Genomic DNA, 24,991 nt, shown 5'->3' with positions numbered 1-24,991 from the left:
GAGGAGAAGCGAAACAGCATGACCACTGTGAGCCCCACCCCCACCCCCACACCCGTACACGCCGCCCTCCCGCACCCCGTCACTCCCCCGCAGCCGGCCATGCAGCTGCGTGAGCTCGTCTTCGGCGCGGCCAGGGCCGCCGCCGTGCGCGCCGCCGCCCGCCTGGGCGTCGCCGACGCGCTGGGCGAGACGCCCGCCACGGCGCAGGAGCTCGCGGCACTGGTGAAGGCCGAGCCGGTGCCGCTGCGGCGGCTGCTGCGCGCCCTGTCCTGCTACGGGATCTTCGCCGAGACCCCGGAGGGGCATTTCGCCCACACGGAGATGTCGCGCCTGCTGCGCGAGGACGACCCCAACAGCCTGCGCTACATCTCGCTGTGGTGCACCGAGCCCTGGACCTGGGACGTCTGGCCGCACCTCGACGACGCGGTGCGCACCGGCGAGAGCGTCTTCGCGGACGTGCACGGCAAGGGATTCTTCGACTACCTCCACCAGGACGCCCACGAGTCCGCGCAGATCTTCAACCGCGCGATGACCACCTCCAGCATGCAGTCCGCGCTGGACGTCGCCGAACTCCTCGACCTCTCCGGAGTGACCTCGGTCGCCGACATCGGCGGCGGCCAGGGCCACGTACTGGCGAGCCTGCTGGAGAAGGACCCGGCGCTCCACGGCACCCTGATGGACCTGCCGGGCGTGGTGGCGCGGGCGGACGCCCGGCTGCGGGACGAGGGCGCGCTCGTCGGCCGGACCCGGATCATCGCCGGGGACTGCCGCGAGGCCATCCCCGTCCAGGCCGACCTGTACGTCATCAAGAACATCCTGGAGTGGGACGACGACAGCACCCGCCGGACGCTGCGCAACGTCGTCGCGGCGGCCCGCCCGGGAGCCAGGGTCGTCGTCATCGAGAACCTCGTCGACGACACCCCCTCGATGCGGTTCACCACCGCGATGGACCTGCTGCTGCTCCTCAACGTCGGCGGCGCCAAGCACACCAGGGAGAGCCTGGTCACCCGGATCTCGGACGCCGGGCTGCTGCTCGGTGACGTCGTCCCGGTCAACGCCTACCTCCACGCCTTCGAGTGCGTGGTCCCCGGCTGATCACCGCTCCCCGGCACGACGTCAGATCGCCCCGGGTCCGGCCGAAAGGCCGGACCCGGGGCGATCGCCGGTCTCAGGCGGGAGTGCCGCGCTCCCACCGGTAGAACTCGTGGGCCATGGCGTCCTTGGGGCTGCGCCAGGTCTGCGGGTCGTACGCGCTCACATAGGCGGTGAGCTTCTCGCTGATGTCCTTGAACTCCGGGTGCGCGGTCACCTTCGCGATCTCGGGGCCGGGCGGGTTCTCCGACTCGATCAGGTGCAGATACACGTCGCCGAACTGGAAGAGCTTGCGCCTGGTGACGCCGACGAGGTGCGGCAGTTCCCCGCTGTCGGAGGCCGCGAACAGGTCGGCGATGTCCGGCGCCGACCCCGGGGCCATCCGGGCGACGATCAGAGCGTGATGCATCGGGAGATGCCTTTCTGGTTCCCGGTCCGGCACCCGGCCCGCAGGCCGGGTGCCGGACCGTGGGCGGTTGGCGGGTCAGTTGGCCCCGACCGAGGCGGTGCGGCGCTCCCGGGCCCGCTGCTCGATCTTGTCCCGGATCAACTCCATCTGGACCTTGGAGTTGCGGTTGATGTTGTCGGTCATCCAGGCGTCGTCGACGGGTGCGTCGGGACGCATCGCGAAGTCCTGGGTCCAGTGCATCTTGGTGCCGCCGGGGACCTCCGAGTACTCCCAGCGGATGTTCATGTGCTGGAAGGGACCGGGCTCGACCCTGCGGGCCCGGACGGTGCGCCCGGCGCGGTCCACGGTCCGCTCGGAGACCCAGCTCCACACCTTGTCGTTCTCGTCGGGGTGCATCGTCAGGCGGAAGGTGGTGCTGTCGCCGTCCCTCTCGATGATCTCGACCGCGGCGTACTCGCTGAACAGCCGCGGCCAGTTCTCCAGATCGTTCGTCACGTCCCAGACCAGGTCCAGGGGGGCGGCGATGGTGATCTCGTTCTCGGTGTGTCCGGGCACGTCAGGCTCCTGTCATGAGGCTGTTGTTGACGAGGTCGAGGAATTCCTGGGGGGTCCTGCAACGGTCGGCGTCGGCCGGCAGCGCCCGGCCGTGCCGGTTCTCCAGCACACCCACGATGCCGAGGAGGCCCAGCGAGTCGAGGCCGTACTCGTCGAAGGCCGAACCGGGGCGCTGCTCCATGTCGCGCGGGTCGACGGTGACTCCGGCGCCCTTCTTCATCAGGACGGCGAGTTCCGTGTAGGTCAGTCGGTCGGTCATGGGGATTTCTCCTTCTCACGTTCGGGGGTCGGTGGAGCACCGCAGCACCATCGCCGCGTTCGAGCCCATGAGCCCTCGGCTGAGCACCAGCGCCGTGCGCAGTTCGGCGGGGCGGGCGCTGCCGGTGACCACGTCGAGGTCGTGGCACACCTCGAAGACGTTCGGGGTCGGGGGTATGAGCGCGTTCTCCATGGAGAGCACCGCGGCGGCCGCGTCCAGCACCGGTGCACCGCAGTAGGCGCGCCCGATACCGGTCTTGGGCGCCGTCACCGGGACGCGCTTGCCGTGCGCGCCGAGGGCATCGGCGATCGCCAGCGCCTCCGCGCGGTCGGCCGCGGGTACGCCGAGGGCGTCCGCGAAGACGACATCGATCTCGTCCGGTGCGCAGTCGGCCTCCCGCAGCGCGCCGATGATCGCCTGGGCGAGGCCCTCCCGGGACTCCTCCCACCTGGCCGCCCCGGTGAACGTGGCGGCGTGCCCGGCGACTTCGGCCCGGACCTTGGCGCCGCGCCGGCGCGCCGACTGCTCCTCCTCGACCACCAGCATGGCGCCGCCCTCGGCCGGCACGAAGCCGCAGGCCTCCGAGGTGAACGGCCGGTAGGCGCGGGTGGGGTCCTCGACGGTGCTCAGGTCCGCGTACCCGAGCTGGCAGACGACCGAGTAGGGCGCCAGCGGGGCCTCGGCGGCACCGACCACCACCGCTTCCGTGCCGCCGCGGATGGAACGGGCGGCGTGTGCCAGTGCGTCCAGGCCGCCGGCCTCGTCGCTGGCCACGACCGCGCACGGCCCCTTGAAGCCGCCGCGGATGGAGATCTGGCCGGTGCTGGCGGCGTAGAACCAGGCGATGGACTGGTACGGACCCACATAGGTGGAGCCCTGTCCCCAGAGCCGCTGGAGTTCGCGCTGGCCGAATTCGCCGCCGCCGGAACCGGCGGCGGTCACCACGCCGACGTCGAAGGGTGAGTTCTCGTAGTCGGCGCGGCCGAGCCGGGCGTCGTCGAGCGCGATGTCCGCGGCGGCCATCGCGAAGTGCGTGAACTTGTCGGTCTGGACGAGGAAACGCTCCTCGATCAGCTCGACCGCCTCGAATCCCCGCACCTCTCCCGCGACCCGCAGCGGCAGTTGCTCGCAGCCCTCGCGGGTGACCCGGTCGAGGACGCTCATTCCTTCGTGCGTCCGCTTCCAGAAGGCCTCGGTGTTGTTGCCGTTGGGGGCGACCACACCGATGCCGGTGACGACGGTGCGCCGGGCTTTGCGGGTTCTCATGGTGTCCTCCCACCTGTACGGGTCAGGGCCACCGCGGACTGGAAGCCGCCGAAGCCGCTGCCCACCGAGAGGACGCTGCGCAGCTTCAGGGGACGAGCGGTGCGCGGGACGTAGTCGAGGTCGCATTCGGGGTCGGGGCTCTCGTAGTTCGCCGTCGGCGGCACCGTCTGGTGCTCCAGGGCAAGTACGCAGGCCGCGATTTCTATCGCGCCGATCGCCCCCAGCGAGTGGCCGACCATGGACTTGATCGAACTCATCGGGATGTCGAAGGCGTGCGCGCCCAGTGCCCGCTTCACGGCGGCCGTCTCGTGCCGGTCGTTCTGCTTGGTGCCGGAGCCGTGCGCGTTGACGTAGTCGATCTGCGAGCCGTCCATGCGTGCATGGCCCAGCGCCCGGTTGATCGCCTCGGCCATCTCCAGGCCCTCGGGGGTCAGCCCGGTCATGTGGTAGGCGTTGCCGAAGGTGGCGTAGCCCGCGATCTCGCAGTACACGGTGGCACCGCGGGCACGGGCGTGCTCCAGCTCCTCCAGGACGAGGACCGCTCCGCCCTCGCCCATGACGAAGCCGTCGCGGCGTGCGTCGAAGGGCCGCGAGGCGTGCTCGGCATCGTCGTTGTTCGGCGAAGTGGCCTTGATCGCGTCGAAGCAGGCCACGGTGATCGGGGTGATCGGCGAGTCGGACGCCCCGGCGACGCAGACGTCGACGCGGCCCTCCTCGATGGACTGGAAGGCGTACCCGATCGCGTCGAGGCCGGAGGTGCAGCCCGTGGAGACGGTCTGCACCGGGCCGTGCGCGCCGACCTGCTCGGCCACCGCCGAGGCGAGGGAGCTGGGTGAGAAGGCCCGCTCCAGGTGGGGGCCGGCCGAGCGGTGGTCGACGTCCCAGCGGGCACCGCTCTCGCTGACGGCGACGTAGTCGTGCTCCAGCCGGGTGGTGCCGCCGACCGCGGTGCCCAGCGACACCCCGACCCGCCAGGGGTCCACCTTCTCCGGGTCGAGACCGGCGTCGCCGAGGGCCTCCCTGGCGGCCACCATCGCGAACTGGATGTAACGGTCCGAGCGTTCGACGGTGCCGGCGTCCAGCCCGTGGGCCGCCGGGTCGAAGTCGCACTCGGCGGCGATCCGGGAGCGGAAGCCGGTCGGGTCGAAGAGCGTGATGCCCCTGGTCGCGGTGCGTCCGTTCGCGAGGAGGTCCCAGAAGGCCGGTACGCCGATGCCGCCGGGGGCGACGACGCCGACTCCGGTGACCGCCACCCGGCGTGTCATGAGGCGGCCTCCGTTCGTTCCGGGGGCGCGACGCGGCCGGCGGATTCGGTGTGCTCGGTGTCGACGTGGCCGAGTTCCGGACGCGGGGCGAGCGGGCCGAGGTGGAAGACCATGCGTGCCTCGACGTCGCCCACGTTGCGGAATCGGTGGCGTACATGGGGAGGGATCAGCAGGCCCTGGTCGGGCCGCATCCGGTGCGGTTCGCCGTCCAGGTCCACTTCCAGCAGACCGTTCACGACGTACACGAACTCCTCGGAGTACGGGTGGTAGTGCTCGCCGATGCGGTCACCGGGCTGAACGATCGCCAGCCCCATGAAGCCGCTGGTGGCTCCCACCGCCGTCGGCGTGAGCATGGCGCGAAGATCCCCTCCGCGCCTGCGGTTGGGCTGCGTCTCGCTGAGATCCACGATGCGTGGCCGGTGCATGGTCATGACTGTTTTCCTCCTGGCGCATTGCGCGTTGTGTTGACGGGTTGAGCGAGAACCCCCCAGGGTGCGGATGCGCGGTTCAGGACTCCATGGCCCGCCGATCCGTGATCAGGGTCATCTCGGACTGCTTGAGGAAGCTCGGGACGCCCTGTTCGTCCATGGGTACGGCGTTGCTGCCGCCGTCGAGGAGACGCCCGAGTCTGGCCACCTTTCCGGGGCCGTCGATGCCCACCGCCTGGGCGGGCTGCGCGTCGATCGGTTCGACCGCTTCGAGGAGGCGGACGACGACGTCGTCGCGCTGGAAGATGGTGCTGCTGTCGATGATGCTCGCCGGGTCGTCGGCCGCTTCCTCGTCGTGCTCGGCCAGGAGCCGGGCGAGAGCCATGCCGCAGCCCTCCTTGGCCTGGTAGAAGAGGGCGTGCCTGCGGATGTCCTCCGCCTTGTGCCGGCCAGCCGTCACGTGGTGGACGGTCGGGAGCGCCGCCCGGGTGAAGAACATCCGGGCGGAGTCCGGGTCGCTGAGGTCCCGGTCCTGCTCCAGGTACGGGTTGATGGCCTCTTCGACGGCCCTGACCTCGGGCTGCCGGGCCACGTGGCGCAGGGCGGCGAGCAGGTCGCCCTCGACCTCGACGGCCCGCACGACGCGGTTCCCGTGCATGAAGAGCGAGGTACGGCGCAGTCGGGTGTCCTCGTCGACCCGTGCGTTCGGGGAGTCGTAGTCGGCCAGGATCTTCGCCACGATGTCCTCGGTGCCGGGCTTGACGGTGAAGGTGAGCGCGTGGCGCACCACCCCGTCGCCCAGGCGCGGGGACGCCTGGAGGCGCCCCTTGGGCGTCTCGGGCGTCATCTCGAAGCCCTTCCCGGTCTCCCGCAGGACGCTGAAGCGCAGCGAGCGGGTGTCGCGCACGCAGTTGTGCAGCGGCTGGACCGTCGCGACGTGCTCCTCGCTGTTCACCCAGGCGAGGAACGGTGGTGCGCTGTCCCACTCGCTGGTGATGAGCCATTGGGATGGATTCTCGATCGACTGGCACAGCTGGTCGCTGATGTGTCCGGGAACGGACGCGACCTGGTTGCGCAGGTGCTCGTACGCCTCCAGGAACTCCTTCTGGGCCCCGTCGTAGAGGTCCAGCAGCAGCACGACGCGCAGCCGGGAACCGTCGAAGGCGGACTGGGAGATCCGTTCCGAGAGGGTGGTGGTCATCTTTCGATCTCCTTCGAGACGGTTTCGTGGGCCGAGCCGGGTGGCATGCCCTCAACCGTCGGTTGGCGAGTGGATTCGGAGCGGGGACTCTCCCGGCGGATGCGAACGGTCCGCCCCCGAGGCCGCGGGCATCGTCTCCGTGACCGATCGTGAAACGCTGGTCCGGGTGGCGCGAGATTTATGAACCGTTCAGGTGAGCAGCCGTCCGAACCGCTCTCACCAGGGCATTGAACAATGCATCCGAACGGCGTCCGAGCTGGAGCAACTGATGAACGAGAACGTCGACATTCGCGTACCGGTCCTCATCGTGGGCGGCTCCCTGGTGGGCCTGTCCGCCTCGGTCTTCCTCGGTCGGCTCGGGATCGAGCACCTGCTGGTCGAGAAGCACCGGGCCACCTCGACACACCCGCGCGGCCGCGGCAACAACGTCCGCACGATGGAGGTGTTCCGCACGGCGGGTGCCGAGGAGGGCATCCGGCGGGCGGCCTCGGTCCTCGCCGACAATCACGGGATCCTGCAAGCCGGTTCGCTCACCGGGGACGACCAGGAGTGGCTGTTCAGGGAGATCGACCCGGGTGGTGGGATCGCCCGGTTCAGTCCGACCGGCTGGTGCCTGTGCAGCCAGAACGACCTGGAGCCGGTGCTGCTGAAGCAGGCCCGGGAGCAGGGCGGTGACCTGCGGTTCTCCACCGAGATGCAGAGCTTCGACCAGGACTCGTCAGGGGTGGACGCTGCGCTGAAGAACCGGGAGACCGGCGAGCACATCAGCGTGCGCGCGGACTACCTCATCGCGGCCGACGGGCCGCGCAGCCCCATCCGCGAACAGCTGCGCATCGACCGGACGGGGCCCGGCGACCTCTTCCACAACGTCAGCATCACCTTCCGTTCCCGGAAGCTCGCCGATGTGCTGGGCGACCGGCGCTTCATCGTCTGCTACCTCACCAACCCCGCTGCTGACGGTGCCCTGTTGCCGGTCGACAACAAGAAGGACTGGGTGTTCCACGCGCCGTGGCAGCCCCAACTCGGCGAAACACTTGAGGACTTCACCGACGAGCGGTGTGCCGAGCACATCCGTACGGCGGTCGGCGCACCGGGTATCGACATCGAGATCACCGGAAAGGCGCCGTGGCACGCCGCGGAGCGGGTCGCCGAGCGGTACTCCTCCGGCCGGGTCTTCCTCGCCGGCGACTCGGCCCACGAGATGTCCCCCACCGGGGCGTTCGGCTCCAACACCGGCATCCAGGACGCGCACAACCTGGCCTGGAAGCTGGCCGCCGTACTGAAGGGCGAGGCGGGTCCGGGGCTGCTGGACACGTATGCGGCGGAGCGGCTTCCGGTGGCGCGGGCCACGAGCGCACGGGCTTCGGCGCGCTCCGGCGAGCACAGCCACCCGGGGTACTCCGCGCCGCCCGGCGTGGGCGGCGGGAAGCGGGGCGGCATGCTCAGTGTGGCGCTGGGCTACCGCTATGTCCGCGGTGCGGTGCTGGGCACCGACCCCGAGCAGCCGGTGGTGCCGCAAGGGGTGCAGTTGAACGGTGAACCAGGCAGCCGTGCACCGCATCTGTGGGTCCATCAGGACGGCGAGCGCAAGTCCACACTGGATCTGTACGAGCAGACGATGGTACTGCTCACGGACGGTGAGGACGTGGTGTGGCGCCGGGCGGCGGCCCGGGTCGCCGACCGGCTCCCGGTCCGGCTCCAGGCGTACGGCATCGGCCCGGGTGCCGATCTGGAGCCGGAGAACGGCGCGGACTGGACCGCGCTCCACGGGACGACATCCGAGGGTGCCGTCCTGGTGCGCCCCGACGGTTTCGTGGCCTGGCGGTCGACGGGCCCCGTGGCGGATGCCGAGAGCGCCCTCCACGAAGCCCTGACCACCCTGCTTCACCGTTCCTGACGGACATTCAGGACAGGCCGAACTTCCTTATTTCTGCGAGGAATTCGTCCGGCCGATCGGTGTGGACGAGGTGTCCGGCCTCGATGGTGACGAACCGGCCGCCGGGTATCCGCCCCGCCAGCCAGACCAGTCTCTCCTGGGCGATCTGACTGGTGGGGCCGCCGCCGATGACGAGGGTCGGGGCGGTGATCCCACCGAGGCGTTCCCGCCAGGCGGGGTCCGGTCCGTTCAGCTGGGCATCGGTCGACGGCACCACCGGCCAGTCGAAGTCCAGTTCCTCGTCGGGCCGTCGGGCGGGGGCGCGCGGCGGATCGAGCGGGAACGGCGGCGGCACCTCCTCCAGGACGAGCCGGCCGATCAGCCCGGGTTCCCGCTCGGCGAGCAGATAGGCGGCAGCAGCTCCCATCGAGTGCCCGATCACGGTGGCTCCCGCCAGGTTGCGGGCCTCCAGGAAGGCGTGCAGATCGTCCCGGAACAGCTCGAAGGAGTAGCGGCCGGGCCAGTCGCTGAGCCCGTGGCCACGGAAGTCGAAGGCGTACACCCGGTGTTCGGCCGCGAGGTGCTCGGCGATCGCGGTCCAGGTCCGGCTGTCGCCGCAGCGGCCGTGGGCGAGAACGACGGGCGGGGCCGACGGGTCCCCCCACACCCGGTGGGCCAGCCGGATGCCACCGGCCTGCACACTGAGCACGTCCGGGTCGAGGAAGGCCTGAACGGTACGGACGAAGGCGCCCGGGCCGTCCAGCCACGGGAAGTGCGCGGCACCGCGCTGCACGACGAACTCGGCGTTCGGGAAGAGCGCCACCAGTTCGGCGGCGCGGTCCGGGGTCGGCCCCCCGTCGTACTCCCCCGCGAGGACGAGCACCGGTGCGGTGAACGCCGCCAGCGCCGCGACGGTGGCGGCCGGGTCGAAGGCACCGTTCTCGTAATAGAAGCCGGCGGCAGCGGAGTTGGTCTGCCCGGGCCCGGCGGCGGCATGGGCGCGGGCGGCCTCGTCCCAGCGCCCGTAGACGAGCGGCGCGACAGCGGCCCGGACCTCGTCCGAGGCGCCACCCGCCAGAAAGTCGTCCAGGGCGGCCCGTGCGGCCGGGTACCACGGTTCGTCGCGCCGGAGTTCGCTCGCCTCGTACCAGTCCTGTTCGGTGACCTCGATGCCGACCGCCAGGGTGCCGGGGGTGACGAGGGTGAGCGTGCGCAGCCGTTCCGGGTACCGCGCGGCGTAGAGCGCGGCCAGATTCCCCGCGGCGGAGTGGGCGAGCAGGTCCACCCGGTCCTCGCCGAGGTGTTCGCGCAGTGCCTCGATGTCGTCGACCAGCCGGTCGCAGCGGTAGGCCGCCGGGTCGTCCGGCACCGCGGAGTCCCCGGCGCCGCGCGGATCCGGCACCACGAGCCGGCGGTGGGCGCTGAGCCCGCCGAGGTCCCCCATGTACGCCCCGGCCCGTATCGGGCCGCCGGGCAGACAGATCAGCGGTGCGCCCTCCCCCAGAAGGCGGTAGGCGAGTTCGGTCCCGTCGTATGCGTGGAAGATCGGCATGCCTGCCATCCAAACAGGGCCCCATGGGCGGCGCACCCATGTTCGGTATGAGCGAATCCGCGATACGGATGAGCTGCGTCACCCCTCTTGCCAGGTGGCGGCCCGTCCTGAATTACTACTCCCGAAAGATCGACCGAATGATCGGTCGCCTGCTCGGAAGAGGGAGATCCGGATGACGTTTCTGCTGGACGAGGCGGAGCGACTGGGCCGGGACGAGCTGGCAGCGCTCCAGTTGGAGCGGCTGCGGGCCACGCTGCACCACGCGTACGAGAACGTCGGCCACTACCGGGCCGCGTTCGACCGGGCCGGGCTGCGTCCGGACGACTGCCGTACGCTCGCCGATCTCGCCCGATTCCCCTTCACGACCAAGGCCGACCTGCGGGACAACTACCCCTTCGGCATGTTCGCCGTCCCCGAGGAGCGCGTACGCCGGATCCACGCGTCCAGCGGGACGACGGGCCGGCCGACCGTCGTGTGCTACACCCAGCGGGACCTGGACACCTGGGCCGACGTGGTCGCCCGCTCCATCCGGGCCGCCGGCGGACGGCCCGGGCAGAAGGTCCATGTGGCGTACGGGTACGGGCTGTTCACCGGCGGGCTCGGCGCACACTACGGAGCGGAGCGGCTCGGCTGCACGGTCATCCCCGCCTCGGGAGGCATGACCGCCCGCCAGGTCCAGCTGATCCAGGACTTCCGCCCCGAGATCATCATGGTGACCCCGTCGTACATGCTGACCCTCCTCGACGAGTTCGAACGGCAGGGCGTCGATCCGCGCACGACCTCGCTGAAGGTCGGGATCTTCGGCGCCGAGCCGTGGACGGAGGAGATGCGGCGCGAGATCGAGGAGCGGTTCGCGATCGACGCGGTCGACATCTACGGCCTCTCGGAGGTGATGGGGCCCGGGGTGGCGCAGGAGTGCGTCGAGACGAAGGACGGACTGCACATCTGGGAGGACCACTTCTATCCCGAGGTCGTCGACCCGTTCACCGGCGAGGTGCTGCCGGAGGGCGCGGAGGGCGAGCTGGTCTTCACCTCGCTCACCAAGGAGGCCATGCCGGTGATCCGCTACCGGACCCGGGACCTGACCCGGCTGCTGCCGGGCACGGCCCGGGTGTTCCGGCGGATGGAGAAGGTGACCGGGCGCAGCGACGATCTGGTGATCCTGCGCGGCGTCAATCTCTTCCCGACGCAGATCGAGGAGATCGTGCTGCGCACACCGGGCGTGGCGCCGCACTTCCAGTTGCGGCTGACCCGCGAGGGCCGTCTCGACGCGCTGACGGTGCGGGCGGAGGCGCGGCCGGGAGCCACCCCGGAGCAGCGGGCGGCGGCCGCGGCGTCGATCACGGCGGCCGTCAAGGACGGGATCGGTGTGTCGGTCGCGGTCGACATCGTCGATCCGGAGACGCTGGAGCGGTCGGTCGGCAAGTTCAAGCGGATCGTGGACGAGCGCGGCGGGAACTAGGGCCCCTGCCGGGCGGCCCGGTTGCCCGGGCCGCCCAGCTCCCGGGCCGGTGTCCGCGCCGGTTTCACCGGCCGCTGTGCACGATCTGGATCAGGTTGCCGCACGTGTCGTCCAGGACCGCGGTGGTGACGGGACCCATCTCCAGCGGCTCCTGGGTGAAGCGCACCCCGAGCCCGCTCAGCCGCTCGAACTCCGCGGGTACGTCGTCCACCGCGAAGGAGGTGGCCGGGATGCCGTCCTCGACCAGCGCCGTCTTGTACGGCTGCACCGCGGGATGGCCGGAGGGTTCGAGCAGCAGTTCCGTGCCGTCGGGGTCCTCCGGCGAGACGACGGTCAGCCACCGGGCCTCGCCCAGCGGGACATCGTGCTTCTTCACGAAGCCCAGCACCTCGGTGTAGAAGCGCAGGGCCTTGTCCTGGTCGTCCACGAAGACGCTGGACAGGTGGATCCTCATGGGGTGTTCTCCGGTGCGTCGGGCCTGAGCCACCGGGTCACGATGCGCTCAAGGGGTTCGGTGTCGAGGTCGTGGAACTTGTAACGGCCCTGGCGTCGCGAAAGGACCAGGCCCGCGGATTCCAGTACGGCCAGGTGCTGGCTGATCGCCTGGCGGGACAGCCCCAGACCGTGCTTGGTGACCAGCCGGGTGCAGATCTCGAACAGCGTCTGGCCGTCCCGTTCCACCAGTTCGTCCAGGATGAGCCGACGGGTGGGGTCGGCCAGCGCCTTGAAGACATCCTCCGCCATGACCTCACCATAGGCAAGTCAGGACTTGCCTATCAACCCGTTCGGAGCGAGGCCCGTGCCGGCGGACCGCAGACGGCCGGTCACGCGAACCGGTCGCGCAGCTCCCGCTTGAGGATCTTCCCGCTGGCGTTGCGCGGCAGTTCGTCCACGAAGAGGACCCGTTTGGGGGCTTTGAAGTGAGCCAGCCGCCCGCGGGCGTGATCGACGAGTTCGGCCGCCGTCGCCTCGCCGCTCAGCACGACGACGGCGGTGACCGCCTCGATCCAGCGCTCGTCCGGCAGTCCGATCACCGCGGCCTCGGCAACGGCGGGGTGGGTGTAGAGGGCGTCCTCGACCTGCCGGGATGCGACGAGCACGCCGCCGGAGTTGATGACGTCCTTCACCCGGTCGACGACGGTGAAGAACCCCTCGGCGTCCCGGACCGCGAGGTCTCCGGAGTGGAACCAGCCGTCGCGGAAGGCCTCCGCCGTCTCCTCGGGCTTGTCCCAGTAGCCCTCGCACAACTGGGGTGACCGGTAGACCACTTCGCCGGCCGTGCCGTCGGGGACCTCCTCACCGTCCTCGTCGACCACCCTGGCCTCGACGAAGAGGACGGGCCTGCCGCAGGAGTCCATCCGGCCCTCGTGCTCGTCCGGGCCGAGGACGGTGGCGAGCGGACCGATCTCGCTCTGCCCGAAGCAGTTGTAGAAGGCGAGCGCGGGCAGCCGTTCGCGCAGCCGTTCCAGTACCGGCACGGGCATGATCGACGCGCCGTAGAACGCCTTGCGCAGGCCGCCGAGTTCGCGGGTGGCGAAGCCGGGGTGCCGGGAGAGGCCGATCCAGACGGTCGGCGGGGCGAAGACGCTGTCGGCCTGCCCCGCCTCCACGAGGTCGAAGATCCGGTCGGCGTCGGGCGCGTCGAGGATGGTGTTCTGCGCCCCGACCGCGAGGTAGGGCAGCAGGAAGACATGCATCTGCGCGGAGTGGTAGAGCGGCAGCGAGTGGACGGGCCGGTCGGTGGCCCGCAGACCGAGCGCCGTGATCGCGCTGACGTACTCGTGCACCAGCGCGCCGTGGGTCATCATCGCGCCCTTGGGCAGCGCGGTGGTGCCCGAGGTGTAGAGCAGCTGGGCGAGGTCTCCCGCGGCCGGTTCGTGTTCCGGGACGAAGGGGCGCGGGTCGTCGGTGGCCGCCAGGAGCGAGTCCGGTGCGTCGCGCAGCGGGCGTACGGGGAACGCGGCCGGAATCCGGCCGGCGAGGTCCGGGTCGGCGAGGACGAGGGCGCTGCCGGACTGTTCCAGGATGTACGTGAGGTCCGCACCCGTGAGGTTCTGGTTGACCGGCACATGGACCAGGCCCGCGCGGGCACAGCCCAAGTAGCCGATGAGGTACGCGTCGGAGTTGTGCGCGTAGCAGGCGACCCGGTCGCCGGGGCGCAGTCCGTGCTCGCCGGTGAGGGCGGCTGCGGCGGTGGTGACGGCCGCGTCGAGCTCCGCGTACGTCCATGACCTGTCCGCGTACCGCAGAGCGGTGTGCTCCGGGGCGCGCCGGGCGCTGCGCGCCAGGACTCCGTCGACTGTGCTGCTCCGTACACCTGTCATGGCGTGATCCTGTGCGGCCGGAACCCGGGGGTCAAGGGTCCGGATACCCGTGGGGCTGTTGACAGGGGTGCGCGGGTGCTGGCTGAGTTGCGCGTGGCGACTCGAATCCTCGGGCAACCGCCTTTCGTATCAGCACAGTTGGGAGGACCGTTGCCACTCCGCAACCGTCTGAGACTTCTCGCGATATCCGGCCTCGCGCTGTTCACCGTCGCGGCGTCGCTGCCACCCGCCGCTGCCGACGCCCCGCGCTCCCACCGTCCCTCGGGCGGCGGGCTGTCCGCCACGATCCGGTACACCGAGTACGGCATTCCGCACATCGTGGCGAAGGACTACGCGAGCCTGGGCTTCGGCAACGGCTGGGCCCAGGCCGCCGACCAGGTGTGCACCCTCGCCGACGGCTTCGTTACCCTGCGCGGCGAGCGGTCGCGGTACTTCGGCCCGGACGCGGCCCCGGACGGCTCGCTGTCCTCCGCGACGAAGAACCTCTCCAGCGACCTCTACTTCCGCCGGGTCCGCGAGAGCCGCACCGTGGAGAAGCTGCTGAGGGCGCCCGCGCCGGCGGGGCAGAGCCGTGACGTCAGGGAGCTGGAGCGCGGCTGGGCGGCCGGCTACAACGCCTGGCTGGCGCAGAACCGGATCACCGATCCGTCCTGCCGGGGCGCCGGCTGGGTGCGCCCGGTGACGACACTGGACGTGGTGACGCGCGGCTACGCGCTCTCGGTGCTCGGTGGGCAGGGGCGCGCCATCGACGGCATCACGGCCGCTCAGCCGCCCACCGGCACGGCGGGGGCGCCCGGTGTCCCGTCGCCGGGCGCCGCGGCGGACGCGGCCCGGCGGCTGCTGTCGACGCAGAACGCGGACATGGGCTCCAACGCGGTCGCGTTCCGCGGGGACACCACGGCGAACGGACGGGGCCTGCTGCTGGGCAATCCGCACTACCCTTGGCAGGGCGGGCGGCGGTTCTGGCAGTCCCAGCAGACGATTCCCGGCGAGCTGAACGTGGCGGGCGGTTCGCTGCTCGGCGCACCGGTCGTCTCGATCGGGCACAACGCGGACATCGCGTGGAGCCACACCGTCGCCACCGGTGTCCCGCTCAACCTCCACCAGCTCGCCCTCGACCCGGCGGACCCGACCGTCTACCTGGTGGACGGAGAGCCCGAGCGGATGACGAAACGTACGGTGTCGGTCGCGGTGAAGGGCGGCGCCCCCGTGACCCGCACCCAGTGGTCGACCCGGTACGGGCCGGTCGTCACCTCGCTCGGTGACGGGCTGCCACTGCCCTGGACGGCGACGACCGCGTACGCGCTCAATGACCCCAACGCCGCGAATCTTCGTTTCTCGGACGCCGGCCTCGGCCTCGGCCGGGCGCGCAGCACCGCGGACATCCAGGCCGCGCTGCGCCGTACCCAGGGGCTGCCGTGGGTGAACACCATCGCCGCCGACTCGTCGGGGCATTCGTTCTTCTCGCAGTCGCAGGTGCTGCCGAGGATCACGGACGAGCTCGCGGCACGGTGCTCCACGCCGCTGGGCAGGGCAACGTACCCGTCGTCGGGGCTGGCGGTCCTGGACGGTTCGAGGAGCGACTGCGCCATCGGTTCGGACCCGGACGCCGTGCAGCCGGGCATCTTCGGGCCGGGCCGGATGCCCACCGTGAAGGACGCCCCGTACGTGGAGAACTCCAACGACAGTGCCTGGCTGACGAACGCGGCCGCGCCACTGACCGGGTACGAGCGGGTGTTCGGCACGGTCGGCACGCCCCGCTCGATGCGGACCCGGGGCGCGATCGAGGACGTCTCCGCGATGGTGGCGAAGGGCCGGCTGACCGTGGCCGATCTCCAGGGCCAGCAGTTCGCCAACCGGGCGCCGGCCGGTGATCTGGCCGCCGCGGACCTGGCGGCGGCCTGCTCGGCGCTGCCCGGCGGCCGTGCGGCCGGCAGCGACGGCAGGCCGGTCGACGTGTCGGCGGCGTGCGAGGTGCTGCGGCGCTGGGACCGGAAGGTCGACACCGGCAGCCGGGGTGCGCTGCTCTTCGACCGGTTCTGGCGCAGGGCGACGGCCGCGGTCCCGCAGACCGAGCTGTGGAAGGTGCCCTTCTCCCCCGCCGATCCGGTCGCCACGCCGAACACGCCGAACACCTCGGCACCCGGCGTCGCCAGGGCTCTCGCCGACACGGTGGCCGAACTGCGGGCTGCCGGGATCGCGCTGGACGCCCCGCTGGGCCGGCACCAGTGGGTGGAGCGGAACGGGAAGCGCATCCCGATCGGCGGCGGTACGGAGTCGCTCGGCATCTGGAACAAGACGGAGCCGGTGTGGGACGCGGCGGCCGGCGGCTACCGGGAGGTGTCGGCCGGGTCCAGCTACATCCAGGCGGTCGGCTGGGACGGCAGCGGGTGCCCGGTGGCGCGCACCCTGCTCACGTACTCCCAGTCCTCCGACCCGGGCTCGGCGCACTACAGCGACCAGACCGAGCTGTACTCGGGTGAGCGGTGGGTGACGTCCCGGTTCTGCGAGAAGGACATCCTGCGCTCGCCCGCGCTGCGGGTCGTGCGGGTCCACGAGCGCCGGTAGCTCCCGGCCCGCGATCGGTCCCTGTCCGCCCGGCGGGCGGTCAGGGACTGATCGCGAGGAAGACGAACGCGGCGAAGATCGACAGATGGACGCCGCCCTGGAGCAGGGTGGCCCGTCCCGGTACGACGGTCAGCGCGCCGACCACCACGGTGAGTGCGAGCAGCACCATATGGGTGGCGCCCAGGCCGAGATGGAGCGGTCCGTCGAGCCAGACCGAGGCGAGGGCGATGGCCGGGATGGTCAGGCCGATGCTCGCCATGGCCGAGCCGAGTGCGAGGTTGAGACTGGTCTGGACGCGTTCGCGGCGGGCGGCCCGCACGGCCGCCAGGGTCTCCGGCAGCAGCACCAGCAGCGCGATGACGACACCGACCACCGCCTGGGGCATCCCGGCCGCCTCGACCCCGGACTCGATGGTCGGCGATACGGACTTGGCGTCGCCGACGACCGCGACGAGGGCGATCAGCAGCATCACCAGGCTCAGGGCGGTGGCGCCCCGGCCGGGCAGCGGGGCGTGGTGCTCCTCCGGTTTGAGCGCGCCCTCCGGTGTGAGGGGCAGGAAGTACTCGCGGTGCCGCACCGTCTGCACGGCGACGAACAGCCCGTACAGGAAGAGCGAGGCCACGGCGGCGAAGGCCAGCTGGGCGGTGGAGAACTCGGGTCCCGGTTTGCCGACGGTGAAGGTCGGCAGGACCAGGCTGAGGGTGGCGAGCGTGGCGACGGTCGCGAGGGCGGCCCCCGAGCCCTCGGCGTTGAAGACGACGACGCGGCTGCGGACGGCCCCCACGAGCAGGGACAGTCCGACGATGCCGTTGCAGGTGATCATCACGGCCGCGAAGACGGTGTCGCGTGCGAGCGCCGACGTCTTGGGGCCGCCGTCCACCATCAGGGTGACGATGAGGGCCACTTCGATCACGGTGACGGCGACGGCCAGGACGAGCGACCCGAACGGTTCCCCGACCCGGTGGGCGATGACCTCGGCATGGTGGACGGCGGCCAGGACGGCGCCCGCGAGGCAGAGCGCGACCACGGCGACGGCGAGGGACGGCAGCTCCCGTCCCCAGCTGAAGACCAGCGCGAGCGCGGCGACGATCGGCACGACCACCGTCCACCGGGTCGCCAGTGTCCGGACCGTCGCGCGCGCGTTCATGGGCCACACCCTGCCAGAGCGGGAGCGGGGGCGCTCGTCGGGCCGCGGCCCGACGGCGGCTCACACGGCCCGGGTGTGTCCTTCCCAGTACGGGTCGCGCAGCCGCCGCTTGTAGAGCTTGCCGTTGGGGTCGCGGGGCATCACGTCGATGAAGTCGATGCTTCTGGGGCGCTTGTACCCGGCCAGGCGCTGTTCGCAGTGACGCAGGATCGCGGCGGCGAGCTCCTCGCCCGCCTCGTGCCCCTCGGCCGGTTCGACGACCGCCTTGACCTCCTCGCCCCAGTCGGGATGCGGGATGCCGAAGACGGCGACGTCGGCGACCGCGGGGTGGCCGAGGAGGGCACCCTCGATCTCGGCGGGGTAGATGTTGACCCCGCCGGAGATGATCATGTCGATCTTGCGGTCGCGGAGGAAGAGGTAGCCGTCCTCGTCGAGGATGCCGAGGTCGCCGACGGTGAAGAAGTCACCGATGCGGTTCTTCCGCGTCTTGGTCTCGTCCTTGTGGTAGCTGAAGCCGCCGGTGTTCATCTTCAGGTAGACGGTGCCGAGCTCGCCGGGCGGCAGCCGCTTGCCGTCGTCGTCGAAGACGGCCAGTTCGCTGATCGGCCAGGCCCTGCCGACCGTGCCCGGCTTCTTCAGCCAGTCCTCGGCCGTGGCGAAGGCGCCACCGCCCTCGCTGGCCGCGTAGTACTCCTCGACGCACCTCCCCCACCAGTCGATCATGGCGCGCTTCACGTGGTCGGGGCAGGGCGCGGCACCGTGGATGGCGTGCCGCATGGCGGTGACGTCGTAGCGCCGTTTGACCTCGTCGGGAAGGGCGAGGAGACGGTGGAACTGGGTCGGGACCATGTGGGTGTGGGTGCAGCGGTGGGTGTCGATGAGCCGCAGCATCTCCTCGGGCGTCCACCGGTCCATCAGCACCAGTGGGTGTCCGATGTGCAGGGACGCGCCCGCGAACTGCAGAACGGCGGTGTGGTAGAGCGGTGAGCAGACCAGGTGGACGTTGTCGTCGAAGGGTTTGATGCCGAAGATGCCGAGGAATCCGCCGAGGTGGCTCTCCTCGGGGAGCCTTCCGGAGAGTGGTCGGCGGATGCCGCGCGGGCGGCCCGTGGTGCCCGAGGTGTAGTTCATGACCCAGCCCAGGGTGCGGTCGTCCGGGGCGTGTCCGGGCTGCCCTTCGAGCAGGTCGGCGTAAGGGCGGAAGCCGTCGACCGTGCCCACGGCGTAGCGCCGGGCGGCCGGCAGCTCCGCCTCGTCGGCGGCCTCGGTCGCGGCCTGTGCGAACCGCTCGTGGGCGATGAGCACCTTGGCGCCGGAGTCGGAGACGATCCAGGCGATCTCGGGGCCGACGAAGTGGTGGTTGACGGGTACGAGGTAGAGACCTGCCTGGGCGGCAGCGAGATAGGCGGTGAAGAACTCGGCGCCGTTGGGCAGCACGACGGCGAACGCGTCGCCCCTGCGCAGCCCGGCCGCGCGCAGTCCGTGGACGAGGCGGTTGGCGGCGGCGTGCAGGCGGCCCGCGGTCCAGCTCTCGCCGTCGGGTGCGGTCAGGACCGTGCGGTCGGGGTCGGCGGTGGCCTGGGCCCAGAAGCCGTTGGGCGGCCGGTTCATGAGGCGCTCCGTCCGGCGATGTGGTTGATCCGGTCCACGGCACGCTCGAAGCCGCGGGTCAGGTCGTCGAAGACGGCCCGCACGCTGCGTTCGCTGTTCATCCGGCCGACGATCTGGCCGACGGGGGTGCCGAGCAGAGCGCCGGTCTCGTACTTCTGGATGCGGGAGACGGCCTCGGCCACCAGCAGTCCCTGGAGCGGCATGGGCAGTGTGCCGGGTCCGGCCGGGTCGTCCCAGGCGTCGGTCCATTCGGTACGGAGCTGGCGTGCGGGTTTGCCGGTGAGGGCGCGGGAGCGGACGGTGTCGCCGGAGCCTGCGGCGAGGAGTTTGCGGGTCAGCGCGCGCGAGTGGAGGTCGGCCTCCTCGGTGGTCAGCCAGAGGGAGCCGAGCCAGACGCCCTGGGCGCCGAGGGCGAGCCCGGCGGCGATCTGTTCGCCGCTGCCGATGCCGCCGGCGGCGAGGACGGGCAGCGGCCCGACAGCATCGACGACGTCCGGGACCAGGACCATGGAGGCGATCTCGCCGGTGTGGCCGCCCGCCTCGTACCCCTGGGCGACGACGATGTCGATGCCCGCCTCGGCGTGGTGGCGGGCGTGCTTGGCGCTCCCGGCGAGTGCGGCGACGAGTACGCCCCGGTCGTGGGCGCGGCGGACGACGTCGGGGGGCGGCGATCCGAGGGCGTTGGCGAGGAGCCGGATGGGGTAGTCGAAGGCGACGTCGAGCTGGTTGCGGGCGACCTCCTCCATCCAGCCGGTGATGCGCCAGCCGGACGCCTCGCCCTCGGGCAGTCCGGGGACACCGTGCTTGGCGAGGGTGTCCTGGACGAACTGGCGGTGTCCGGCCGGGATCATCGCCTCGACATCGGCCTCGGTCACCCCCTCCACCTTCTTCGCGGGCATGACGACGTCGAGGCCGTAGGGCTTGCCGTCGGTGTGCTCCTGCATCCAGTCGAGGTCGCGCGCGAGGTCGTCGGGGGCGGTGTAGCGGACCGCGCCGAGTACGCCGAATCCGCCGGCCCGGGTGATGGCCGCGGCCACCGCGGGGAACGGCGTGAAGCCGAAGATGGCGTGCTCGACTCCCAGTTTCTTGCTCAGCTCCGTCTCCATGGGCCGCAGGATGCCGCAGCCGGTCCCCCGAGGGAAGAGATTTTCTGATGCAGTGTCAGATTCTTTGTGGCGCAGGGGGCCTCCGTGGCGGCGGGGGTGACAGTAATCTCTGCGGCGGCAGGAAGTTTCATTGTCGGACGAAATTTCGAAAGTAACTTTCGCGCAGCGGGAAGGGGTTCCGGATGACCGAGGACACGGCGGGCAGAGGCATCAGCCGGCGGAGGCTGGGCGGTGGGATGCTGGCCCTGGGCGGGGCACTCGCCCTGGCGCCGATTCCGTTCGCGGAGCGGGCGTCGGCCATGGAGTCGGGGACGGGATCGTCACAGATGCGTACAGGGGCGGTCGGGAGTACCGCGTCGGGACAGGGCCGGCCGACGCTGCGGCGTGGACCGGCCGCCCGTGCCGGGCTGCTCCAGGAACCGCTGGACCAACTGGTCGCCGACGCGGAGAAGTTCCTCTCCGCCTCCCCCAAGCACCCCTGGTACGCGGGGGCGGTGCTGCTCGCCGGGCGCGGCGGCACGGTGGCCCTGCACCGGCCGATCGGCAAGGCCGTGCGCTATGCGGCGTACGACGAGAAGACCGACACCGGAGTGGAGTTCCCGCCCGGCCGGCAGATCGCCATGGCCGAGGACACCGTCTTCGACCTGGCCTCGGTCTCGAAGCTGTTCACCTCGATCCTGGCCGTGCAGCAGATCGAGCGCGGGACGCTGGAGCTGGAGGCGAAGGTCGCCTCGTACCTGCCCGATTTCGCCGGCGGCGGCAAGCAGGACATCACGATCCGTCAACTGCTCACGCACACCTCCGGCTTCCGCGCCTGGATCCCGCTGTACAAGGCGCCGACGCGGGAGGGGAAGCTGCAACTGCTGTGGAACGAGGTGCCGGCCAGCCCGCCCGGCACGGTGTACCTCTACTCCGACCTCAACCTGATCTCGCTCCAGCTGGTCCTGGAGAAGATCACCGGCCGTACGCAGGACGTCCTGCTCCGTGAGGAGATCACCGCTCCGCTCGGAATGCACCGCACCCGGTACAACCCCCCGGCCTCCTGGAAACCGAAGATCGCCGCGACCGAGGACGCCCGGCTGCCCTGGTCCGGACTGGACCGCGGACTGGTCTGGGGCGAGGTGCACGACGAGAACGCGTACAGCCTGGACGGGGTGGCGGGCCACGCCGGCGTCTTCTCCTGCGCCTGGGACCTGGCGATCCTCGCCCGCACGCTGCTCAACGGCGGGGTGTACGGCCGCGCACGGATCCTGTCCGCGGAATCGGTCGATCTGCTGTTCACCGACTTCAACACCGCGTTCCCCGGCGATGCGCACGGCCTCGGCTTCGAGCTCTACCAGCACTGGTACATGGGCGCGATGGCCACACCACGCACCGCCGGCCACACCGGTTTCACCGGCACCAGTCTCGTACTGGACCCGACGACCGACTCGTTCCTGATCGTGCTCGGCAACTCGGTCCACCCGGTCCGCAATTGGCGTTCCGGCAGCGCTCCGCGCGTCGCCGCGGCCAACCGGATGGCGCGCGCCGTCGCGGTCCGCCCCGCGCACGGCCGTACCGCGTGGTTCTCGGGTATGGCGAGCGCCGCATCGGCCACGCTCACGCTGCCCGCGCTGCGCCTGGCCTCCTCGCACGCCCGGCTGAACTCGGCCCTGTGGTGGGACACCGAACCCGGCTCCGACTTCCTCTTCCTGGAGGCGTCGGCGGACGCCGGAGCGACCTGGCAGCCCGTACCGTTCACCACCGTACCGACGGCGGAGAAGCCCCGGACCGGGGCCGAGCCGCATCCCACCGGCGCGGTCTCCGGCTGGTCCGGCCGGGTGTGGCACCGCCTCGACGCGGACCTCGCCGCCTGGCGCGGCACGGAGGTACGGCTGCGGTGGCGGTACACGACGGACCAGCTGTACGTCGGCCGCGGGGTGTACGTGAACGCCGTCCGGGTCGAGGACGGCAACCGTACGGTCTTCGACGAGAGCCGGTCCGGCGACGCCGCACGCATCGAGGCACTGGGCTGGACCGCCTCGGCGGACTGAGCCGCGCCGGGCCGTGCCGGACAATGTCCCGATGACCACATCACCGCAGAACCGGCTGCGCGTCGAGCGCCTGGACGCCGACCGGACGGCGGCCGCCGTGCAGGCCAGGACCGGCGTACGGCTGGAGGTCGAGGGGCCCTGTCCGGGCGGTGCGGTCGGTGCCGCTTACGTACGGTGGCCCGACGGCCGGCGGTCGGTCCTCAAGTGGCGGCCGGGCGCCGGGATCGAGGAGCTGCGAGCGGGTCCGCTGGCGGTGTGCGAGGTGCTGGGTGCCCGCGGGTACCCCTGCCCTGCGACGGAGCTGGCGCTCCAGGTGGACGGTGCGGTGGTACTGGTCCAGGAACTTCTGCCGGGCACACCGGTGGAGTTCCTGGACCACCACGGGCTGGACCGGGCACTCGCCCTCAACGCGTCACAGGCGGAGCTGCTGGCCGAGCACCCTGAGATCCCGTCGATGAACCTGTATCTGCTCGACGACGGCCCCGGCTACTGCCTCCACGAGCCGGTACGTCGGCACAGCCGGCGCAGCGCCGCCCTGGAGCAGCGGATCAGATCCGTGGGCGCCGGTCGTCCCGGCCGGCTCGCCGGGAACGATGTCGTGCACCACGACTTCCACCACGGCAATCTGCTCGCCGTGGACGGCACGGTCACGGGGGTCATCGACTGGGACGGCGCCGGACGGGGAGACCGCCGGTTCGACCTGGTCACCCTGCGCTTCGGGCTGCACGCGACGGGGCAGGCGCCGGATGTCGTGCGTCGGCTCGACGACATCCTGGACGCCCTGCCCGAGGAGATCCTGCGTCCCTGCTGGGCCCATATGAGTCTGCGCATGACCGACTGGGCGATCCGTCACTTCGCCCCGGGCGAGGTCGAGCACTGGCTGGATCTGGCCGAACAGCGCCTTTGACCGCGATCCGGACGGGCGGGACGCTGTAGGTTCCGGTGGTGATCGCCAACTGGAAGAACGACCGGATAGGCAGTGCCCTGCGGGGCGAAAACCCGACCGTCATGCGCCGCCTGGACGCGGGATTCGCCGTGATCGGGGATGTGCAGTTCCTGCCGGGGTACTCGGTGCTCCTGGTCGACGAACCAGGGGTGGAGCGCCTGTCGGAACTCCCGAGGGCCGGACGGCTGGCCTTCCTGTCCGACATGGACCGGCTCGGCGAAGCGGTCGAACGGGCCTGCCGCCGTGCCGACTCCGCGTTCCGCCGGGTGAACCTGGAGATCCTCGGGAACACCGACGGGTTCCTGCACGCACATGTGTGGCCCCGCTACGAGTGGGAACCGGGCGATCTGGTGGGCCTGCCCGTCTGGCTGTACCCCCGTGACCGGTGGAGCGACGGACGCTTCGCACTCGGCCCGCGGCACGACGCGCTGCGAGCGGCGATCACCGGGGAGCTGGACCGGTCCCCGGCCGATGACCGACAGCCCCTCGGCCCCGGCGCCCCGGTCGCGGGAGAGGCGTGAAGACCAGCGTCGAACCCTCCGCGCCCCGCCTGGCGCCCTTACGGGTTCCCGCCTTTCGGCGGTTCGCGCTCGCCAACCTGGTCTCCACGACCGGGTCCGCGATGGCCCCTGTCGCACTGGCCTACGCGGTGATCGGACAGGGCGGCGGCGCGGGTTCGCTCGGGGTCGTGCTGGCGACGAACTCGGTCCCGACGATCGTCTTCACCCTCGTGGGCGGCGTTCTCGCGGACCGGCTCTCGCGCAGCCGGATCCTCTTCCTGGGCAATCTCCTGGCCGCGACCGCTCAGGGTGTGCTCGCGGCGCTGGTGGCCACCCACCACGCGACGACCGCCTCGATCGCCGCGTGCGGTTTCGGCTCGGGGATCGCCGTGGCCTTCACCGCACCGGCCGCGGCGGGCGTCGTGGCGCAGGTCGTCGCGGCGGAGCACCGGCAGCAGGCCAACGCCCTGCTCCGGCTGCCGGCCAACGCCGTCAAGGTGCTCGGTCCCGTCGTCTCAGGGGTGATCGTCGCGATCGGCGGACCGGCGTGGGCGCTGTCGTGGGATGCGCTCAGCTTCCTGGCCGCGGCGCTCCTGCTGCTCGGCCTGCGGCTGAGCGCACCGGTCACGACGAGCAGCGCACTGGCCGATCTGCGCGCCGGCTGGTCCGGCTTCCGGTCCCGCACCTGGCTGTGGACGTACACCGCATCGGGCACGGTGGTGGTCGCCGCGTGGCTGGCCGGATTCCAGCTCCTCGGCCCCGTGGTCGCGGCCGGGCACTACTCGGGGGCGCGGTCCTGGGGGCTGGTCCAGGGCGCGTTCGCGTTCGGGCTGCTGGCGGGGACGGCGGTGTGCCTGCGCTGGAGGCCGTACCGGCTGCTGGCCGTCGCCGTGCTCACCGGCGCCGGGCTCTGTCTGCCCCTGGCTGCACTGGGTCTGGGCCTGGACCTGCCCTGGGTACTGCTCGCCGCCGTGCTCGCGGGCATCGGGCTGGACATCACCATCGTGGCGTGGAACACCGCGCTCCAACTGCATGTGCCGCAGGAGGAACTGGGCCGGATGAGCTCGTTCAACGGTGTCGGGGAGCGGATCGCCATCCCGCTCGGCTACCTCGCCACCGCGCTCGCCGCACATGCCTGGGCCGACCGGACCGTGCTCCTGGTCTGTGCCGGTGCCGTCGTGGTCGCCACGGTCCTCAACCTCTGCGTACGGGACGTGTACCGCGTCAATCGTGTCTGAGCGTGCGGGCGGGTGCCCGAGGACGCACGTACCGGGTGCGCCCTCGGACCGGACCGGACCGAAGCCGGCCGGCCGTCGACGCGGCGGGACGCGCCTTACCGGAGAAGCGGCCTCGGCGGGCCGGTCTCCTGCGCCCGCCGCTCCGGTGGCCGC

The 24,991-nt window shown here is 71.3% G+C and carries 22 protein-coding genes; 8 read left to right on the top strand and 14 right to left on the bottom strand.

The features are described from left to right. Positions 1 to 18: 18 nt before the first annotated feature. Entirely contained in the window at positions 19 to 1,095 is a 1,077-nt protein-coding gene (locus AB0D53_RS02885) for a methyltransferase (protein WP_362439108.1), read from the top strand. Positions 1,096 to 1,168: 73 nt separating this feature from the next. Here AB0D53_RS02885 and AB0D53_RS02880 read toward each other — a convergent pair whose 3' ends face one another. The 7 genes from AB0D53_RS02880 to AB0D53_RS02850 form a co-directional block, all read right to left on the bottom strand. Next, positions 1,169 to 1,501, bottom strand: coding sequence for a TcmI family type II polyketide cyclase (locus tag AB0D53_RS02880; RefSeq protein WP_362439105.1), 333 nt, complete (start codon positions 1,499 to 1,501; stop codon positions 1,169 to 1,171). A 75-nt stretch (positions 1,502 to 1,576) separates the two neighbouring features. Next, positions 1,577 to 2,056, bottom strand: a complete 480-nt coding sequence (locus AB0D53_RS02875; protein ID WP_362439102.1) for an SRPBCC family protein — start codon at positions 2,054 to 2,056, stop codon at positions 1,577 to 1,579. Position 2,057: 1 nt separating this feature from the next. Next, a complete protein-coding gene (locus AB0D53_RS02870) occupies positions 2,058 to 2,315 on the bottom strand; it encodes an acyl carrier protein (RefSeq protein ID WP_189545375.1) in 258 nt (85 codons plus the stop codon). Positions 2,316 to 2,330: 15 nt separating this feature from the next. Beyond that, positions 2,331 to 3,581, bottom strand: a complete 1,251-nt coding sequence (locus tag AB0D53_RS02865) for a ketosynthase chain-length factor (protein ID WP_362439098.1) — start codon at positions 3,579 to 3,581, stop codon at positions 2,331 to 2,333. Further along, entirely contained in the window at positions 3,578 to 4,846 is a 1,269-nt protein-coding gene (locus AB0D53_RS02860; protein ID WP_362439095.1) for a beta-ketoacyl-[acyl-carrier-protein] synthase family protein, read from the bottom strand. Before AB0D53_RS02860 ends, AB0D53_RS02865 begins: the two co-directional genes overlap by 4 nt. Next, a complete protein-coding gene (locus tag AB0D53_RS02855; RefSeq protein WP_329815111.1) occupies positions 4,843 to 5,277 on the bottom strand; it encodes a cupin domain-containing protein in 435 nt (144 codons plus the stop codon). The genes AB0D53_RS02860 and AB0D53_RS02855 overlap by 4 nt, the downstream gene beginning before the upstream one ends. A gap of 76 nt (positions 5,278 to 5,353) precedes the next feature. Beyond that, positions 5,354 to 6,475 (bottom strand): SchA/CurD-like domain-containing protein, encoded by a 1,122-nt coding sequence (locus tag AB0D53_RS02850; protein WP_362439091.1) that lies wholly within the window; start codon positions 6,473 to 6,475, stop codon positions 5,354 to 5,356. Between the two features lie 268 nt (positions 6,476 to 6,743). On the opposite strand from AB0D53_RS02850, the gene AB0D53_RS02845 reads away from it, so the two are divergent. After that, positions 6,744 to 8,372, top strand: coding sequence for an FAD-dependent monooxygenase (locus AB0D53_RS02845; RefSeq protein ID WP_362439088.1), 1,629 nt, complete (start codon positions 6,744 to 6,746; stop codon positions 8,370 to 8,372). A 7-nt stretch (positions 8,373 to 8,379) separates the two neighbouring features. Here AB0D53_RS02845 and AB0D53_RS02840 read toward each other — a convergent pair whose 3' ends face one another. Beyond that, positions 8,380 to 9,903, bottom strand: coding sequence for an alpha/beta hydrolase (locus AB0D53_RS02840; RefSeq protein ID WP_362439085.1), 1,524 nt, complete (start codon positions 9,901 to 9,903; stop codon positions 8,380 to 8,382). Between the two features lie 172 nt (positions 9,904 to 10,075). Here AB0D53_RS02840 and paaK point away from each other — a divergent pair, with 172 nt between their 5' ends. Then, positions 10,076 to 11,365, top strand: a complete 1,290-nt coding sequence (gene paaK, locus AB0D53_RS02835; protein ID WP_362439082.1) for a phenylacetate--CoA ligase PaaK — start codon at positions 10,076 to 10,078, stop codon at positions 11,363 to 11,365. A gap of 64 nt (positions 11,366 to 11,429) precedes the next feature. Here the strand turns inward: paaK and AB0D53_RS02830 are convergent, their stop codons facing one another. The 3 genes from AB0D53_RS02830 to AB0D53_RS02820 all read right to left on the bottom strand — a co-directional run bounded on the left by AB0D53_RS02830 (position 11,430) and on the right by AB0D53_RS02820 (position 13,689). Continuing rightward, entirely contained in the window at positions 11,430 to 11,819 is a 390-nt protein-coding gene (locus AB0D53_RS02830) for a VOC family protein (protein ID WP_362439079.1), read from the bottom strand. Next, a complete protein-coding gene (locus AB0D53_RS02825; protein ID WP_362439076.1) occupies positions 11,816 to 12,109 on the bottom strand; it encodes a metalloregulator ArsR/SmtB family transcription factor in 294 nt (97 codons plus the stop codon). The genes AB0D53_RS02830 and AB0D53_RS02825 overlap by 4 nt, the downstream gene beginning before the upstream one ends. An 80-nt stretch (positions 12,110 to 12,189) precedes the next feature. Continuing rightward, a complete protein-coding gene (locus AB0D53_RS02820; RefSeq protein WP_362439073.1) occupies positions 12,190 to 13,689 on the bottom strand; it encodes an acyl-CoA synthetase in 1,500 nt (499 codons plus the stop codon). A 150-nt stretch (positions 13,690 to 13,839) separates the two neighbouring features. Here AB0D53_RS02820 and AB0D53_RS02815 point away from each other — a divergent pair, with 150 nt between their 5' ends. Next, entirely contained in the window at positions 13,840 to 16,257 is a 2,418-nt protein-coding gene (locus AB0D53_RS02815) for a penicillin acylase family protein (protein WP_362439070.1), read from the top strand. Between the two features lie 40 nt (positions 16,258 to 16,297). On the opposite strand, the gene AB0D53_RS02810 is transcribed toward AB0D53_RS02815, so the two are convergent. The 3 genes from AB0D53_RS02810 to AB0D53_RS02800 are packed head-to-tail and all read right to left on the bottom strand — an operon-like array spanning position 16,298 to position 20,121. Then, entirely contained in the window at positions 16,298 to 17,404 is a 1,107-nt protein-coding gene (locus AB0D53_RS02810; RefSeq protein ID WP_362439067.1) for an ionic transporter y4hA, read from the bottom strand. A 60-nt stretch (positions 17,405 to 17,464) separates the two neighbouring features. Then, the gene (locus AB0D53_RS02805) at positions 17,465 to 19,015 is read right to left on the bottom strand and encodes an acyl-CoA synthetase (protein WP_362439064.1); all 1,551 of its coding nucleotides are present in this window, start codon (positions 19,013 to 19,015) and stop codon (positions 17,465 to 17,467) included. Beyond that, on the bottom strand, positions 19,012 to 20,121 hold the full coding sequence (locus AB0D53_RS02800; RefSeq protein ID WP_362439061.1) for a nitronate monooxygenase family protein: 1,110 nt from the start codon (positions 20,119 to 20,121) through the stop codon (positions 19,012 to 19,014). Before AB0D53_RS02800 ends, AB0D53_RS02805 begins: the two co-directional genes overlap by 4 nt. A gap of 182 nt (positions 20,122 to 20,303) precedes the next feature. Here AB0D53_RS02800 and AB0D53_RS02795 point away from each other — a divergent pair, with 182 nt between their 5' ends. From AB0D53_RS02795 to AB0D53_RS02780, 4 genes are read left to right on the top strand one after another with little or no spacing between them, the layout of a single operon-like run. Next, positions 20,304 to 22,154, top strand: a complete 1,851-nt coding sequence (locus AB0D53_RS02795; RefSeq protein WP_362439058.1) for a serine hydrolase — start codon at positions 20,304 to 20,306, stop codon at positions 22,152 to 22,154. A 31-nt stretch (positions 22,155 to 22,185) separates the two neighbouring features. Continuing rightward, positions 22,186 to 23,061: an aminoglycoside phosphotransferase family protein gene (locus AB0D53_RS02790; RefSeq protein ID WP_362439055.1), complete on the top strand. Its 876-nt coding sequence runs from the start codon at positions 22,186 to 22,188 to the stop codon at positions 23,059 to 23,061. Positions 23,062 to 23,099: 38 nt separating this feature from the next. After that, positions 23,100 to 23,621 carry a diadenosine tetraphosphate hydrolase gene (locus AB0D53_RS02785; RefSeq protein WP_362439052.1) on the top strand — a complete coding sequence of 174 codons (522 nt, stop codon included), beginning with the start codon at positions 23,100 to 23,102 and terminating at the stop codon, positions 23,619 to 23,621. Further along, positions 23,618 to 24,838, top strand: coding sequence for an MFS transporter (locus AB0D53_RS02780; protein ID WP_362439049.1), 1,221 nt, complete (start codon positions 23,618 to 23,620; stop codon positions 24,836 to 24,838). Before AB0D53_RS02785 ends, AB0D53_RS02780 begins: the two co-directional genes overlap by 4 nt. Positions 24,839 to 24,991: the final 153 nt, after the last annotated feature.

It is taken from the genome of Streptomyces sp. NPDC048295, assembly GCF_040652135.1.
GTDB lineage: Bacteria > Actinomycetota > Actinomycetes > Streptomycetales > Streptomycetaceae > Streptomyces.
Note: the sequence above shows the minus strand (reverse complement) of the source record. Positions and strands in the feature narration are given on the sequence as shown.